Genomic DNA, 16,475 nt, shown 5'->3' with positions numbered 1-16,475 from the left:
TCAACCGTCCTCGTGTAGGAAGCGGTCGATGATCGCGTCGACACCCTGACCGATGTCGATGGTGGCGCCGGCCTCTTCGGCGCTGAGTGGCTCGAGCGCGTCGAATTGCGAGCGCAGCAGCGCGGCCGGCATGAAATGGCCCGTGCGGGCCGCAAGCCGGCCGCTGATGAGGGCGGGCGAACCGGCGAGGTGCAGGAATTCGACGGGCGGGCAGTGCGCGCGCAATTGGTCGCGGTACTTGCGCTTCAACGCCGAACAGCTGATCACTCCGCCGTCCCGGTGCCCGGCCAGCCACTCGCCGACCTTGTCCAGCCAGGGGCGGCGATCGTCGTCGTCGAGCGGCTCGCCGGCCGCCATCTTGGCGATGTTGGCCCGTGGGTGCAGGGTGTCGGCATCCACGAACGGGACCCCCAAGCGTTGCGCGAGCGCCACTCCCACGGTCGACTTGCCCGAACCCGAGACGCCCATCACCACGACGGGTGCCGGTCGGCTCATTCGGACCGTTCGTCGACGTTGTTGCGGTTCCACTCCACCCAGCCGACGCCGCTTCGGCCGTCCGCCGTCTCGACGGTGGCCCACGCCCGGGGGAACTGGCTCACCCGCCCGTCCGCGGCGGTCAGCCGCACCGGCCCGTGGCCGCGGACCTCGACGTCCGCGGTGGTCCCGCCGGGGTTGAAGATCAGCGTGGCGTTGTGCGGTAATCCATTCGTGCCGAAGGACTCTCGCGATTCGACGGTTTGCAGATCGGTAACCCTTGCGGCGGCGTCCTGGGCGTACCCGATGCTGAAGGCCGGCACACCGGGGATTCGGATGTTCACCCCGTGCAGATGCGTGCCGTCGTCGAGGTGCAGGGCGCACCACAACCAGTCCATGCTCCACCAGTCGCGCACGCCCCAGGAGTGATCCCGCTGGCCCGGCACCGACTCGAGGCGGTAGCTGGCTTCGTCGACGGTGACCGTGCCCGAGACCTTGCACGGGATCTCGTAACGCGTCGTCAGGCGGTACTTGTACGGGACGCCGTCGGTGGCCCACACCAAGCTCATCGTCATCTCGACGGGCGTACCCGGCTCTCCGCGCAACAGCGCCGACGGATCGGGGTAAGCCTGGGCGCGCGCACGCAGGTCTACGCGGTACGCCTGCAGCGGCGTGGTGGCCCGATGGCCGAGTTCGAAGGCGTCGGTGCGCAATTCCCACGGATCCGGCGGCAGCGGAACCTGGGCGTCAACGGCGACGGTCGCCATGGCGGGGCCGCACAGCAACGCGTGCACCCAGGCCTGCCGCTCGTTCGTCATCAGGCCCAGGCGGAACCAGCCGCCTAATCCCTGTGCGACGTCGGCGAAGTCGGAATACCAGCTCTCACTCCACAGCGGCTCGGCGGTCGGAGTGTGCGCAAGTTCGTCGTCCTCCGAGGGCCGCAGGGGTTCGGGCGTTTGGGCGGCCGGGAGCGTCGCTAGCGCATCGGTGTCCAGCACATGATGGCAGTGCCGTTGCAGCATGGTCATGAACATCCGGTCGCCACGCTCGGTGCGTTCCACCAGCATCGAGGAGACGATCGCCATCATCACACCGAAAAAGCTCTGCCTGCGTACGCCCTCGGTGACGTCGGCGAGGGTCAGGGGCGCCGCGGGGCCCAGCGCCTGGTGGTAGGCGCGCAGCAACGCGTCGTAGTGCTCGCGGCGATCCTGTGTCGGCAGGGCGCAGCCGAGGAAGTAGGAGAGATCGGTCAACGCCGGGCCCCACGAAACCGTCTGCCAGTCAACGACAGTCAACGGGCGGTCCGCCCCGGCGGCGCCGAACAACAGGTTGTCCAGCCGGTAATCGCCGTGCATCAGGCCCTGGATGCGGTCCGGCGCCCCTTCCTGGGCCAGGTATCCGTCGAAGGACGCGACCAGGCGTTCGCACACCATGCGGTGCTCCGGTGCGATCTGGTCGCCGTAACGGTCGACGAAGCCCGCATAGAGCGGGGCGATCATCGCCTGGTTGAGCGGCGATTCACGGTTGAGCCACGGCGCCTCGGCAAGCGCGGTGTCGCCGAGTAGCGGTCCGTGCAGCCGACCCAGCTCGACCACGCCGAGGTGCGCCTGTTCGACTGTCGCACCGGCGATTTCATCCCCGACGACCGCGGGCCCGGCATCGCCGAGCAAGAGATCGAACGCACCGGTCGAGGTGTCGACGGCGGCGTGGTAGCAGGGCGCGATCGGCCCGCCCAGGCGCGGAGCTATGTCGCCGTAGAAACGCACTTCGCGCTCGTAGAGGCCCAGCACCAGCCCCGTTTGCCGACTCACCGGGTCGGTCGCCGCGACCTTGAGGACCACCGACGCGGGCCTACCGGGCGTCGCGGCGCCATCGGCATAGCTGAGCCGGACACGGTAGCACTCGCTCATCTGTCCGGTGCCGATGCGTTCCACGGAGAAATCGGCGACGGGCCCGGCGCCGATCGCCGATTCTAGCCATGCGGCGGTGAGGTCGCCGGGTCGTTCGATGACCTGTGCGGTGTAGGCATGCATGCGGGTCAGCGTGCCAGGTCACCGCGCCAGGGAGAAGCCGTCCCAGGCAATCCGGCGGTGGGGATGTGGATCGAATTCCACACGGCTCTTGCGGTCGAAGACCATGACGGCGCGTTCGGCCGTGCTGTAGGTGGGCCAGTCGTCGCCCGGCGCTCCCGTGCGGCTGAAGGACCGCCACCGCCGTTGCACCTGGTTGCTCACCCGCAGGGCGGCGCGCCGGTCGGCGGCGGCGGTCAACAGGGCACCGAATCGGGTGCGATAGACGTCGAAGACAGCCAGCAACTCGGTGGCATGGGTGGCCCCCAGCCCCGACCAGCGCAGCGTGCGGGGTGCGTAGTCGTATCGGTAGAGGTACGTGGGCGCGTGAGCGCTGTGCGCCTCGGCGATCTGCCAGGCCGCCGACCCGAACGCGAAGTCGCCGCCGAGCTGGATGCACGCCTCGGGCGCGGGGTAATCGGGGTAGGCGGAGGTAATGCGTTCGCGCGCAGCCGGTTCCGTGTCGGCCAGCAACTCCTCGATCATGGCTTGATTGGTCGGCAGCATTTTGAGGAAGCGGGTGAACAGGCGACCCTCTTCGGCGTTGGTGCCGACGATGAGCGGCACCCGGTGGGCCCGGCCACCGCGCATCGCCTCGACCGGATCGGTGGGAACGACATCGTCGCCGGCGACCGGGCCGATCGGAAAGGCGCCCAGCCTGTCCTCCATGCCCTGGTCGATCAGCCGGTGTTGGGCGTCCACCAGTTGCGCCGGCGACACCTGCATCAGCACCTCGGCGGCGTTCTCGCGGCGCGCACCCAGCAGCTCGGCGAAGCGCGTCGCGAATTCCGCCGCGGTCTCTCGCGATCGAACCATGCCGGCGGCCGGACTCTCCGAAATCGCCCGGGCGAACAGCCCTTCTGCGGCGGGCACTGCCAGCAGGGTGGCGGTGATATGCGCTCCGGCGCTCTCCCCGAAGATGGTGACGTTGTCCGGGTCGCCGCCGAACGCGGCGATGTTGTCCTTCACCCAGCGCAACGCCATCACCAGATCGCGCAGGAACAAGTTGCTGTCGATGGTGATGTCCGGGGTGGAAAGGGACGACAGGTCCAGGCATCCCAACGCGCCCAGCCGGTAGTTCACCGATACGTATACGCAACCGCGGCGCGCCAATGCGGCGCCGTCGTATAGCGGTGTGGCCGAACTGCCCAGGATGTAGCCCCCGCCGTGAATGAAGACCATGACGGGCAGCGGCTCTTCGGCCGGGTCCTCGGGGGTGACGACGTTGAGGGTCAGGCAGTCCTCCCCCATCGGCTGATAGCGGCCGACACCCAACAGGGTGTAGCGGCGCTGCTGGGGCGCGCAGTTGGCGAAGCCGTGGCAATGCCGCACACCCGACCACGGTTGCGCCGGCCGCGGCGCCCGCAATCGCAGGGGCCCGACCGGCGGCCTGGCGTACGGGACGGATCGCCAGCGGTGCACCCCATCGCGGGTGAAGCCTTCCACGGTGCCGATGGTCGTGCGTGCGCGGACGATGCGCTGATGCATAACCCGACGTTAGCCGACATGACGGGCGTAACGCGCGCGCAGCGCGTTAGCTATGGGCACGGCGGTTTAGCCTGACTGGATGCGGATCGCCGCGCTGCTTGCAGCGTCGTTACTGATCGCCAGCTGCACTCACACGGTCGGCGGCCAGTCCCGGCAAACGAAGACGTCGGGAAGTGCCGCCTCCACCCCGTCCGGAGGCAAACCGCCGGCCCCCGCGGCCGCTCCGGCGGCCGGGGCCTCGATCTCCGACGTCATCGCGTGGATCGAGGCCGGGCATCCCGCGGACCCCGGTCACTACCACGATGCCATTCGCGACGGTGCGACCACGCCACTCGGCAACGACATCGCGTTCACGGCCGCCGCCGGCAAAGCATCGTGCACGACGGATTCCAAGCACACCGGGTCCGCCCTGCTGTGCCTGGTGAGCCTGACGAATCCGCCGGCCGCGCCCGCTACCTCCTACGGCGACTGGCAAGGCGGCTGGGTGACCTTCGACGGGGTGAACCTACAGGTGGGTGCGTCGCGCGCCGATCCGGGTCCGTTCATCAACGGCGAGGGTGCGGAGCTGGCGAACGGTGATTCGCTGTCATTCGGCGACTATCGCTGCCGGGCCGATCAAACCGGGTTGTACTGCGTTAACTACGCCCACCAGTCCGCCGCGCGGCTGGGTCCCGCGGGCATCGAGCCGTTCGGCTGCCTGAAGCCGGTACTGGCGCCGGATGGCGTCGGTACCGCGTTCACCTGCTGACCCGATCAAGGCATCGCCGGGTTCGCGCGCTTTGCGTCGCACCAACTCCGTTGTAGGCACACTTGGCCCCGAACGACGGGTCAGACACCCACCCGCCGCCAGCCGTCGGCCGCGCGGGCGGCCCGGATCAGCACGTCGCACAGTTCACGCAGCTCGCTCGACCGGGCTCCTTCGTCGAGGGCGGTGACGACATCTTCGGCCGCGCACCGCACCTGGTAGACGCGGTCGGACAGGTCGGCGGCGTCATCGGCCGACAGGACCACCGCGTCCGGTGGTAGGGCCAGCGCGGCGCCGCGGGTCAGCGAGGCGCGTTGTTCGTACGCCCGCTGGCGGCACGACTGCCGGCAGTACTGGCGGCGACGTCCCATCCCGGCATCGGACACGTCTCGACCGCACCAGCGGCAGGGCTGCGGATGGGTGCGACGGCTCACGCCTGCCGACTTTAATCGGGATCCCACGGTGATCCCGGTATCATTGAAGGTCGCGTCGCGTTCGCGCGCTGCCGAAAACGGGAACTAGGCAGCGCGCCGCAAACGTTTGGCAGACGGACAGAAATGCACTACAGCAAGCCCGACAGCTCAAGAAACCTAGAGGAGTAGCAACATGGCTGATCGCGTTCTTAGAGGCAGTCGCCTCGGAGCCGTGAGCTACGAGACCGACCGCAACCACGACCTCGCGCCGCGTCAGCTCGCGAAGTACCGCACCGAGAACGGCGAGGAGTTCGAGGTGCCGTTCGCCGACGACGCCGAGATCCCCGGCACCTGGCTGTGCCGCAACGGCTTGGAGGGCACCCTGATCGAGGGTGACCTGCCCGAGCCGAAGAAGGTCAAGCCGCCGCGTACGCACTGGGACATGTTGCTGGAACGGCGCAGCGTCGAAGAACTCGAAGAGCTGCTCAAGGAGCGGCTCGAGATCATCCGGACGCGCCGCCGCGGCTGATCCGGCCGCCTAAGTGCGGTTTTTGGCGCGTTGGCTGCCGGCGCCGCTCTTGCGGCCGTCTATCCCCCAGCGGGTGACCTTGACCAGCGCCTCGCGGATGTTCGATCCGCTCATCTTGGAGACGCCCAGTTCACGCTCGGTGAAGGTGATCGGCACCTCCACGATGGAGAACCCGTTGCACACGGTGCGCCAGGTCAGATCGATCTGGAAGCAGTAGCCCTTGGAGTCCACCGCCTCGAGGCCGATCGCCTCGAGGACTTCCCGCCGGTAGGCGCGGTAGCCCGCGGTGATGTCGTGGACACCGATCCCCAGCGCGAGCCGCGCGTAGGTGTTCGCCGTCCAGGACAGCGCCCAGCGCCGCCACGGCCAGTTCCGCACCGACCCGCCCTCGACATAGCGCGACCCGATCGCCAGATCGGCTCCGGCGTCGAGCGCGTCCAGCAGCCGGTGCAGCTGCTCGGGCGCGTGGCTGCCGTCGGCGTCCATTTCCACCAGCACCGAGTAGTCGCGGCTCAGGCCCCACGCGAAGCCGGCCAGGTACGCCGCGCCCAGGCCGTCCTTGGCGGTGCGGTGCATCACGTGGGTGCGGCCCGCGTCCGCGACCGCGAGCTCCTCGGCGAGCTCGCCGGTGCCGTCGGGGCTGCTGTCGTCGACGATGAGCAGGTGCACGTGGGGGCATGCGTCCCTGAGCCGCCGGTGGATCACCGGCAGGTTCTCCCGCTCGTTGTAGGTGGGGATGATCACCAGGACGCGCTCGCTGGGACGATTCCCCGGGCCGCGGGGCGCCGGCTGGCCGGTGGTCATGTAGCTCCTCTGTGTCGCCCGAAATTACGCGACGGTCGTCGGCCGCCCTCGTGGAGCGGAGTGTAGTCACCGCCGTCCTCCGGCGGCGCCTGCTCCCCGCCCTGGGCGGGCGGGCTGTCCTCGTCAAGCGGGGTTTCGCCCGAGGGCGCACCTGCGTCTGGGGATTCGTTCGGGGCCTCCGACCTCCGACGAACCGGACGTGCGAACCAACCATTCTGCCGTATCCCGGCCAGGATCGCCGCCGCGGCCGCCGCGACCAGCAACCACTGCAGCATCGGGCCCCAGCGCGTCGCCGGCGTCAGCTTCGTCTTCAGGCGCACCTGAATGTCCAGGTAATCGGGTTGGAAGAAGTCGGTGCGCACCAACTCGGCGCCGTCGGGGGCGATCACAGCGCTGATCCCGGTGGTGCCGGCGACCAACACGTAGCGGTCGTGCTCGACGGCCCGCACCTTGGCGAAGCCCAGCTGCTGTTCGCTCATCGTCTTGTTGAAGGTGGCGTTGTTGCTCGGCACGGCCAGTAATTGGGCGCCGTTGAGGACCGCTTTGCGCGGGCCGCGGTCGAAGATCACTTCCCAGCAGGTGGCCACGCCGATCGGCACCCCGGCGATGTGCACGACGTCACTGCCCGGTCGGGGCACCATGTTCCCGGCCCGGTTGGCGTAGCCGGATAGATGCTTGAACAGCCACCGCATCGGCAGATATTCGCCGAACGGCTGCACGATCTCTTTGTCGTGCCGGTCGGCCGGCCCGGTGGACGGATTCCACACGATCATCGTGTTGGTGTATTCGGGGTTCTCCGGTGGGGTGCCGGGCAGTTCCGACACCGTACCGATCAGGATCGGCGCGCCGATCGCGGTCGCGGCCTGCGAGATTTCCAGCGCGGCATCGACGTTGGCCAGCGGGTCGATGTCAGAGGAATCCTCGGGCCAGATGACGAACTGGGGTTGTGGCGCATGTCCCGCGCGGACATCCTCGGCCAACCGCAGCGTCTGACGGACGTGGTTGTCGAGCACCGCCCGGCGTTGGGCGTTGAAGTCGAGCCCGAGGCGTGGCACGTTGCCCTGCACCAGGGCGACGGTGACCGAGGGCTCGCCGCCCGACCCGGCGCCGGCGTGCCGAACCTGCGGCCAAACGACGACGGACGCGAACAGCACCAGGCAAATGCAGACGCCCGGCAGCACCACCGCCGGCGGTGCCGCATCCACCTTCTCTTGCTCTCCGCCGACACCGCGCCGCACCCGATGGCCGGTGCGCCACCACTTGACGATCTCCAGCTCCATCGCGGTCGCGCTGAATCCAATCAGCACGATCGCGATGGAGAGCAGTGCGGGGCCCCCCAGCTGGGCCAACGGCAAGAAGGGGCCCTGCGCCTGCCCGAACGCCACCACTCCCCACGGGAAACCGCCGAATGGGACGATCGATTTCAGCCACTCCTGGGCCGTCCACACCAGCGCGAACCAGACCGGCCAGCCCGGCAGCCCGCGCACCAGCACGGCGCACAGACCGAAAAGCGCGGGAAACAGCGCACACGTCATCGCCAGCACCATCCAGGGCACGGCGCCGACGAGCGTGCTGACCCACGGCAGCAGCGGCAGATAGAACGCCAGCCCGAACAGGAACCCGTAGCCCAGGCCGCCGGCCGCAGTCGTCGCCGGATGCTTGAGCACCCATGCCAGCAGGGCGGCCGCGACGACCGCGCCCCACCACCAGTTCAGCGACGGGAAGCTGGTGAAGAGCAGTACGCCACCCGCTAGGGCACACACCAACCGCGCCAGCCGCGGCAGCATGGCGGCCCGGATGCCCGGCAGCCGCGCGAGCGACCCCGCCGCGAGCCCCGTGACCGCCCGCAGGGCCACGCCGCCCACACGCTGCGTCACAGGCGGGGCGCCGGGTTCGGTGGCGCCGTCGTCTGGGGTTTCCGGGGCGACGTCGGCGGGTTCGTCGTCGCGATCCGATTCGGCTTCGTCGCTGATCGGGTCGGGGTCCGGATGCGCCCCCGGGTCGTCGGCCACCGGGTCGGAATCGTCGGCCTGGCCGGGACGGTCTTTTCGGCCGAACCGTTCCCTAGCCATGGATGACAGCGCCCCGATGTACCGTTCGTCGGCACCGTGGCAGGGCGTCGGTCGGGCCCAAACGCGGTAGGGCCGGGACGCGGGCGCGCGGGTCGGTCGACCACCGCGCAACGGCGCCGCGGGGTGCGCGGACGTCCAGGGCCCCGGCGTCCCAGACGGCGTAGGAGGCGGGCGCGCCGGGCACCAGGGTTCCCGTCCTGCCGTCGTGAATGCCGGCGGCGCGCCAACCGCCGCGGGTCGCGGCGGCAAACGCGGCCCGCGCGGAGACCGCGCTGCCGGGGGTGTGGTGGTTGACCGCTGCGCGCACGCTCGCCCACGGGTCGAGGCCCGTGACCGGCGCATCGGAACCAAGCGCGAGGGGCACGCCTTGGGATGCTAACAGCGCAAACGGATTGAGCCGACTGCCCCGATCGGCGCCCAGGCGCCGCGCGTACATGCCGTCGGCGCCGCCCCACAGCGCGTCGAAGTTGGGTTGCACGCTGGCGATGACGCCCCATCGGCCGAGTTGAGCGGCCTGCTCGGCGGTGACCATTTCCAGGTGCTCCAGGCGGTGCCCGCACCGGGCGACGGCCACCGCGCCGAGGTCGGCGACCACCCGTTCGAGGGCGGCCACCACCGCGGACACCGCGGCGTCGCCGATGACATGGAAGCCGGCGGTCACCTGAGCCTCGGTGCACGCGCGCACGTGCGCCTCGACGACGTCGGGGTCGAGGTAGCAGGTGCCCAACCGGTCGGCTGCGTCGGCGTACGGCTCGTGCAGCCAAGCGGTGCGCGACCCGAGCGCGCCGTCGACGAAGAGATCGCCGGCCAGCCCGCGGGCCCCGGTCTCCTCGACGAGCGCCCGCGCCCGCGCCGGGGTGCTCACGGCTTCACCCCAGTACCCGGTCACCTCGACGCCCTGATCGAGCGACCGCAGCTGCAGCCAGTCGTCGAGCCCGCCGATCTCGGGTCCAGCGCATTCGTGCACCGCGACGATGCCGGCCGCCGCGGCGGCCCGCAGGGCGGCGGTGCGCGCTTCGGCCAGCTGCTCTGACGTGAGCAGGTCGCGGGCGACGGCGCGGACCAGGTGGTGCGCGTCGGCGGTGAGCGGCTGGTCGGGGTCGAAGCCGGCCGCCGCCGGCAGCCCCGCGACCCGACGGCGCAGGGCCGTCGAGGCCAGCGCGGAGTGGACGTCGACCCTGGACAGGTAGGCGGGCCGGTCTCCCAGGACGGCGTCGAGGTCGGCGGTGCTCGGCGCGCTGTTCTCGGGCCATGACGACTCGTCCCACCCGTGCCCCCAGACGGGCCGGCCCGGGTGGGCGGCGGCGTAGTCGGCGAGCAGCTGGAGGCACTGCGCCCGCGAGCCGGTCGCGCGCAGATCGAGGCCGCTGAGCGTCAGGCCGGTGGCGGTCAGGTGGATGTGACTGTCCACGAATCCCGGTGCCACGAAGGCGCCGTCCAGGTCTTCGACCACGGCCTCGGGGAATAGGTTGCGGGCCACGTCGTCGCTACCGAGCCACGCGATGACGTCGCCGCGCACCGCCATGGCGGTGGCGTCGGGATGGGTCGGGCTGTGCACCCGGCCGTTGACCAGCAGCGTGGTCGGCGTGTGGCTCACAGGGCAAAACTACGTGGGGCCGGGGCGGGGCGATCAGTCCCAGGCGGGCCGGCCCGGGAATCCGCCGCGCACCGGTTCGTTTTCGAGGGCGGGCGGCCGGTAGTCGCGGACGTCGACGACCTCGCCGTCGATGTAGCCGTCGGCCGCGGCGCCGCCCGGCTGGCGCGCGCCGGCGCCGAACAGCGTGGTGTCGGCGAGCAGCGGCATCCGCCGCCGCAGGCCGCGCACCGCGATCGCGGCCAAACCGGGTCCGACGACCGACCGTACGGGCCGAACCATCAACAGCAGGCCGAGCGCCGTGGTCACGAGCCCGGGTAGCAGGACCAGTAGGGCGGCCAGCGAGACCAGCGTCCCGTCCCGCAGCGCGGCGCGCGGTTCGGCCAGACCGGAGCGCAGGTGGCCGACCTGACGCAGCAGGTGCGAGCCCATCATCGGCACCAGAAGGCCCCATCCGAGCAGGAAGGTGCCCGCCAGCGCCAGCAGCGTCCAGCCCCACCCGATCGCCGAGACCAGCGCGACGACCGCCGCGAGTTCGACGATGGCGTAGCCGAGAAACAGCCGTGACAGCATGCCAGGGCAACGTTCGTCGACTGCGCCGAAGTTCCCATGGTGGTGTGCGGGGCGATTGCAGTTAGATGACGCTATGACCACGATTGAGATCGACACGCCCGAAGGACCGATCGACGCGCTGCTGGACCTTCCCTCGGGTCAGGGCCCGTGGCCGGGCGTCGTCGTGATTCATGACGTGTTCGGCTACGCCCGCGACAAGGAGTCGACGAACAAGCGCATCGCCCAGGCCGGCTATGTGGCGATCACCCCCAACATGTACGCGCGGGGTGGCCGTATCCGCTGCGTCGCCCGAGTGCTGAAGGAGCTGCAGACGCAACGCGGCCGCGCCCTCTCCGACATTCTGGCGGCGCGCGATCATCTGAAGGCCCTGCCGGAATGTTCCGGCCAGGTCGGCATCGCGGGGTTCTGCATGGGCGGCCAGTACGCATTGGTCATGTCTCCCAAAGGTTTCGGCGCATCCGCCCCGTTCTACGGCACTCCCCTGCCCCGCAACCTCGACAAGACGCTGGACGGGGCGTGCCCGATCGTGGCGAGCCTTGGCGGCCGCGACCCGTTCGGTCGCGGCGCGCCCGAGAAGCTGCGCGAGACCATCGCCAAGAAGAACATCACCGCCGATGTGAAGGTCTATCCCGGTGCGGGACACAGCTTCGCCAACGACCTGCCCGCCCAACCCCTGCTTCGGATCGTCGGATTCGGCCACGACAAAGCAGCTACCGAGGACGCCTGGGGCCGCGTCTTCGCGTTCTTCGGCGAGCACTTGGCGGCGGGCGCGACGACGTAGCCGCGTCAGTTGAGCTTGCGCGACAACACCGTCGCGAACGTGTGGGTGTCTCCGGGCCAGCGCGCCGATACGTAGTCACCGTCGTCGACGACGAATGCGGGCCGCGGGTCGGTGGCGGTGTCGCGCGCCACGCCGGAGGTTTTGCGCCGCCAGTCCGGTGAACCGCGCGCCACGTCGCGGAAATCGGTCGGATCTTCAAGTGCGCGAGTGACTTCCGCCTGCACCGACATGTACCCTGTCGCCTGGCCGGGCTGCTCGGTGTAGGTGCGGTAGTAGTTGTGGTCCCAGAACCGGGTCACGCGTGTCAACCGCCACGCCAGGCGCTCCATCGCCCACGTCAGGGCCGTGGTCCGGCGCCCGTAGAGCACCGAGCGGCCCGTCTCGGGGTCGACGCTGCGGGCCGCGAGCAGCACACCGTGACAGATGGCGGCGACGACGATGCCACGCCTGAAAGCTTGCACCACTAGCCGATGCAGGATGTCGCTGTCGATGTAGCTGCGCATTCCGCGGGCCCGATGCCCGCCGGGCAACAGCAGCGCGTCGATGCCGTCAAGGGTGGCTTCGGCCCAAGCGACGGGGTGCTGGAATTCGTTTGCGCTCAACATGTCCCGATACGCGCTGCGTCCGTCTTTGTTCGCGCGCAACATCAGCCCGATGGCCGGAAGGGCGCCCAGCACCGGCAGGGCGGACCAGATATCCAGGCCGCGGCCGCTCACCATGATGTCGTCCGCCGCGCCGGGTGCCCCACTCTCGGTGGCGAACACCACCCGATGCCCGTGGTCGGCCAGGACGCGCCAGCTGACGGCGACCTCGGTCGGGTCGAAGTCGCGGTCGGGGATCGGGATGAGGACGGCGCCCATCGGCCTTACGTCGGGGCGACTTTCAGTTCGAGGCCGACGTTGTTGTCCATGCCGCCGCGCAGCTTGCTGAAGAAGTTGAAGACCTTGCCCACTACGCCGTAACGCCGTCCGATCGCGTCGTAGACGGCGGCGGTTTGCGACTTGTCGAGGATGGCGGCGGTGCCTTCGACGGCCTCGCTGGTCGGTTTGCCCTGCATGGTGCAGGTGGCCAGCGTGACCCGCGGGCTGTTGCGGATCCGCTTGACCTTCCACGACTTTTCTCCGGTGATGACCAACAGCCGATCCTGATCGGCTGCGGCCCAGATCGGCGTCGGCTTGGGCTTGCCGTCCTTGGTGAACGTGGTCAGCAGGAGGTATTGCGCCTTGGCGAGATCGGCGAAGGTCGGCGTCACGGTGTCAACCTACGCTCGTCAGCCCCCTCGTGCCGAATGTGCGGCCAGACGCACTCTCGTTGGGCCCAGTGTGCGGCCAGGCGCACCCTCGCGTCACGGGGGTCAGCCCTCCAGGTCACCCTCGCTTTCCAACAGCGCCTGGCGCAGGGCGTCGAGCGTGTCCGGTTGCGGCCGTTCCCACATGCCGCGGCCCGCGGCCTCCAGCAGCCGTTCGGCCATACCGTGCAGTGCCCAAGGATTGGACTCCGCCATGAACTTCCGGTTTTCGGGGTCCAGCACGTAACTCTGGGTGAGCTGCTCGTACATCCAGTCGGCCATCACCCCCGCCGTCGCGTCATAGCCGAACAGGTAGTCCACCGTCGCCGCCATTTCGAAGGCACCCTTATAGCCGTGCCGGCGCATCGCCGCCATCCAGCGCGGATTGACCACGCGGGCGCGGAACACCCGGGCGGTCTCCTCGGACAGCGTCCGCGTCCGGATCGCGTCGGGCCTGGTGTTGTCACCGATATAGGCGGCCGGCGCCTGCCCGGTCAACGCCCGGACCGTGGCCACCATGCCGCCGTGGTACTGGAAATAGTCGTCGGAATCGGCGATATCGTGTTCGCGGGTGTCGGTGTTCTTGGCTGCCACCGCGATGCGCCGGTACTGACGGTTCATGTCGTCGACCGCCTCGCGGCCCTCCAGTTCTCGGCCGTAGGCAAAGCCGCCCCACGCGGTGTAGACCTGCGCCAGGTCGGCGTCGTCGCGCCAGTTGCGGCTGTCGATCAGCTGCAGCAGCCCCGCGCCGTAGGTGCCCGGCTTGGAGCCGAAAATCCTTGTGGTGGAACGACGCTCGTCGCCGTGCTGCACCAGGTCGGCCTGCGCGTGCGCCCGCACGTAGTTGTCGTCGGCCGGCTCGTCTAGGCCGGCGACCAGCCGCACCGCGTCGTCGAGCATCGTCACCACGTGCGGGAAAGCGTCGCGGAAGAAGCCCGAGATTCGCACGGTCACGTCGATGCGCGGGCGACCCAGCTCGGCGACCGGGATGGGGGTGAGGTCGACGACGCGTCGCGATGCATCATCCCAGACGGGCCGGACCCCCAGCAGAGCAAGCACTTCGGCGATGTCGTCGCCGGCGGTTCGCATCGCCGAGGTGCCCCACACCGAGAGCCCCACCGACTCGGGCCACTGCCCATGATCGTTGCGGTAGCGGGTCAGCAGCGAATCCGCCAGGGCAACACCGGCTTCCCAGGCCAGCCGCGACGGCACCGCCTTGGGGTCGACGGAGTAGAAGTTGCGCCCGGTGGGCAGCACGTTCACCAGGCCGCGCAGCGGTGAGCCCGACGGCCCGGCCGGGATGAATCGACCGTCCAACGCGTTGAGCACCTGGTCGATCTCGGCCGCGGTGCCGGCCAGCCGGGGCACCACCTCGGTGGCCGCGAACCGCAACACCGCCGCGATCTCGGGGTTGTCGGTGATGCGTCCGGCGGCATCGGGATCCCAGCCGCTGGCCTGCAGGGCCGCGACGAGTCCACGGGCCGCGGCCTCGGCCGAATCGACCGAGGCGCGTTCGTCGGTGCCGTCCTCCGCAAGGCCCAGCGCCTGCCGCAACCCGGGGATGGCCTGCTCGCCACCAAACAGCTGGCGGGCGCGTAGGATCGCCAGCACGAGGTCGAGTTCGGTTTCGCCCGAAGGCTTTTGGCCCAGTATGTGTAGGCCGTCGCGGATCTGTACGTCCTTGATCTCGCAGAGCCACCCGTCGACGTGCAGCAGCATGTCGTCGAAGGAGTCCTCCGGGGGGCGCTCGGTCAGCCCGAGGTCGTGGTCCATCTTGGCGGCCCGGATCAGGGTCCAGATCTGTTGGCGGATGGCGGGCAGCTTGCCCGGATCCAGCGCGGCGACGTTGGCGTGCTCGTCGAGCAATTGCTCCAGCCGGGCGATGTCGCCGTAGGTTTCGGCGCGCGCCATCGGCGGAATGAGGTGGTCGACCAGCACCGCGTGCGCCCGCCGCTTGGCCTGGGTGCCTTCGCCCGGGTCGTTGACCAGGAAGGGATAAATCAGGGGCAGATTGCCGAGCGCGGCATCGGATCCGCACGCGGCCGACATTCCCAGCGTCTTGCCGGGCAGCCATTCCAGGTTGCCGTGCTTGCCCAGATGCACCACGGCGTGCGAACCGAATCCGGTGTCAAGCCAGTGGTAGGCGGCCAGGTAGTGGTGGCTGGGCGGCAGGTCGGGGTCGTGGTAGATCGCCACCGGGTTCTCGCCGAAGCCGCGGGGTGGCTGCACCATCAGCATCACGTTGCCGGCTTGCATTGCGGCGATGACGATTTCACCGTCCGGGTCGTTCGTACAATCCACGAACAGGTCGCCGGGCGGCGGGCCCCAGTGCCGTGTCACCGCGTCGGTCAGTTCGGCGGGCAGGGTGGCGAACCAGGCGCGATAGTCTTTGGCGGACAACCGGATCGGGTTGCCCGTCAATTGCCCCTCGGTGAGCCAGTCGGGGTCCTGACCGCCGCGTTCGATCAAGGCGTGGATCAGGGCGTCACCGTCGTTGGCGTCCAGCCCGGGGATGTCGCCCACCTGGTACCCGCGCTCGCGCATCGCGCGAAGCAGGGCGACGGCGCTGGCCGGTGTGTCCAGGCCCACCGCGTTGCCGATCCGGGCGTGCTTGGTCGGATAGGCCGAAAACACCAGGGCCACCCTCTTGTCGGGCGGGTTGACCTGGCGCAGCCGCGCGTGCCGGACCGCCAGGCCCGCGACCCGTGCGCACCGTTCCGGGTCGGCGACATAGGAGATCAGCCCGTCGTCGTCGATCTCCTTGAAGGAGAACGGGACCGTGATGATGCGGCCGTCGAACTCGGGCACCGCTACCTGCGTGGCCACGTCGAGCGGGCTGAGCCCGTCGTCGTTCTCGCTCCACTGAGCCCGAGAACTGGTCAGGCACAATCCCTGCAGGATCGGAATGTCAAGGGCAGCAAGGTGTTCGACGTTCCAGCTGTCGTCGTCGCCACCGGCGGACGCCGTGGCCGGCTTCAGTCCCCCGGCGGCCAGGACGGTGACCACCATGGCGTCGGCGTCGCCCAGCCGTTGCAGCAGTTCGGGCTCGGCGGTCCGCAGCGACGCACAATAGACCGGCAGCGGTCGCGCGCCGGCATCCTCGATGGCGCGGCAGAGCGCCTCGACGTAGCCGGTGTTGCCGGCCAGTTGCTGCGCGCGGTAGTACAGGACGGCGATTGTGGGGCCGTCAGTCTCGGCGGCGTTCGGCCGCTGGAGCTCGCCCCACGTCGGCGTCACGACAGGCGGGCTGAACCCGAAGCCCGTCATCAGCACGGTGTCGGATAGGAAGGCGTGCAGCTGGCGGAGGTTTTCGACGCCGCCGTGCGCTAAGTAGATGTGCGCCTGCACCGCGATGCCGGCGGCGAGCGTGGACAGGCCGGTCAGCTCGGCGTCGGCGGCCTGCTCGCCGCTGACCAACACCGTCGGTACACCGCTGGCGATCAGCGTGTCGATGCCGCTCTGCCAGGCGCGATACCCGCCGAGGATGCGGACCACGACGATCGAGGCATCTGCCAGCAGCTCGGGCAGCACGCTCTCATCCAGGCGGGAGGGGTTGGCCCACCGATAGTTTTTTCCGCTGGAGCGGGCGCTGATCAGGTCCGTGTCGGACGTCGACAGCAAAAGGATGGTCGGCTCAGCCACCCT

General features: G+C 69.7%; 12 protein-coding genes and 1 pseudogene. 3 read left to right on the top strand and 10 right to left on the bottom strand.

All coding sequences use genetic code 11. From position 1 onward, the window contains the following. From A5695_RS03050 to A5695_RS03040, 3 genes are read right to left on the bottom strand one after another with little or no spacing between them, the layout of a single operon-like run. On the bottom strand, positions 1 to 495 hold the full coding sequence (locus tag A5695_RS03050; RefSeq protein ID WP_068077939.1) for a gluconokinase: 495 nt from the start codon (positions 493 to 495) through the stop codon (positions 1 to 3). Continuing rightward, positions 492 to 2,507 carry a phosphotransferase gene (locus A5695_RS03045; protein ID WP_068077936.1) on the bottom strand — a complete coding sequence of 672 codons (2,016 nt, stop codon included), beginning with the start codon at positions 2,505 to 2,507 and terminating at the stop codon, positions 492 to 494. Before A5695_RS03045 ends, A5695_RS03050 begins: the two co-directional genes overlap by 4 nt. A gap of 18 nt (positions 2,508 to 2,525) precedes the next feature. After that, complete coding sequence (locus A5695_RS03040) at positions 2,526 to 4,031, bottom strand: carboxylesterase/lipase family protein (RefSeq protein WP_068077932.1); 1,506 nt, start codon at positions 4,029 to 4,031, stop codon at positions 2,526 to 2,528. Between the two features lie 79 nt (positions 4,032 to 4,110). Between A5695_RS03040 and A5695_RS03035 the strand changes: the two genes are divergently transcribed. Beyond that, on the top strand, positions 4,111 to 4,779 hold the full coding sequence (locus A5695_RS03035) for a hypothetical protein (protein WP_068077930.1): 669 nt from the start codon (positions 4,111 to 4,113) through the stop codon (positions 4,777 to 4,779). Between the two features lie 80 nt (positions 4,780 to 4,859). Here the strand turns inward: A5695_RS03035 and A5695_RS03030 are convergent, their stop codons facing one another. After that, positions 4,860 to 5,210 (bottom strand): hypothetical protein, encoded by a 351-nt coding sequence (locus tag A5695_RS03030; RefSeq protein ID WP_156749433.1) that lies wholly within the window; start codon positions 5,208 to 5,210, stop codon positions 4,860 to 4,862. Positions 5,211 to 5,382: 172 nt separating this feature from the next. Here A5695_RS03030 and A5695_RS03025 point away from each other — a divergent pair, with 172 nt between their 5' ends. Next, positions 5,383 to 5,718, top strand: coding sequence for an RNA polymerase-binding protein RbpA (locus A5695_RS03025; protein WP_067760885.1), 336 nt, complete (start codon positions 5,383 to 5,385; stop codon positions 5,716 to 5,718). A 9-nt stretch (positions 5,719 to 5,727) separates the two neighbouring features. Here A5695_RS03025 and lnt read toward each other — a convergent pair. The 3 genes and pseudogenes from lnt to A5695_RS03005 all read right to left on the bottom strand — a co-directional run bounded on the left by lnt (position 5,728) and on the right by A5695_RS03005 (position 10,761). Then, positions 5,728 to 8,309 (bottom strand): annotated as a pseudogene (gene lnt, locus A5695_RS03015) (apolipoprotein N-acyltransferase). Between the two features lie 277 nt (positions 8,310 to 8,586). Next, on the bottom strand, positions 8,587 to 10,119 hold the full coding sequence (locus tag A5695_RS03010) for an amidohydrolase (RefSeq protein WP_156749439.1): 1,533 nt from the start codon (positions 10,117 to 10,119) through the stop codon (positions 8,587 to 8,589). 105 nt (positions 10,120 to 10,224) lie between these two features. Beyond that, entirely contained in the window at positions 10,225 to 10,761 is a 537-nt protein-coding gene (locus A5695_RS03005) for an FxsA family protein (protein ID WP_068077918.1), read from the bottom strand. 73 nt (positions 10,762 to 10,834) lie between these two features. Here A5695_RS03005 and A5695_RS03000 point away from each other — a divergent pair, with 73 nt between their 5' ends. Next, positions 10,835 to 11,542, top strand: a complete 708-nt coding sequence (locus A5695_RS03000) for a dienelactone hydrolase family protein (RefSeq protein WP_068077915.1) — start codon at positions 10,835 to 10,837, stop codon at positions 11,540 to 11,542. Positions 11,543 to 11,547: 5 nt separating this feature from the next. Here A5695_RS03000 and A5695_RS02995 read toward each other — a convergent pair whose 3' ends face one another. The 3 genes from A5695_RS02995 to cobN all read right to left on the bottom strand — a co-directional run bounded on the left by A5695_RS02995 (position 11,548) and on the right by cobN (position 16,472). Then, entirely contained in the window at positions 11,548 to 12,402 is an 855-nt protein-coding gene (locus tag A5695_RS02995) for a type 1 glutamine amidotransferase domain-containing protein (protein WP_068077912.1), read from the bottom strand. Positions 12,403 to 12,407: 5 nt separating this feature from the next. Then, entirely contained in the window at positions 12,408 to 12,794 is a 387-nt protein-coding gene (locus A5695_RS02990; RefSeq protein ID WP_068077907.1) for a PPOX class F420-dependent oxidoreductase, read from the bottom strand. A 102-nt stretch (positions 12,795 to 12,896) separates the two neighbouring features. Further along, the gene (gene cobN, locus A5695_RS02985) at positions 12,897 to 16,472 is read right to left on the bottom strand and encodes a cobaltochelatase subunit CobN (protein ID WP_068077903.1); all 3,576 of its coding nucleotides are present in this window, start codon (positions 16,470 to 16,472) and stop codon (positions 12,897 to 12,899) included. Positions 16,473 to 16,475 lie beyond the last annotated feature (3 nt).

The sequence above is a fragment of the Mycobacterium sp. E1747 genome, assembly GCF_001667775.1.
In the GTDB taxonomy this organism is placed as follows: Bacteria; Actinomycetota; Actinomycetes; order Mycobacteriales; family Mycobacteriaceae; genus Mycobacterium.
The sequence above is the reverse complement of the archived record's forward strand: the minus strand, read 5'-3'. Positions and strand labels throughout refer to the sequence as shown.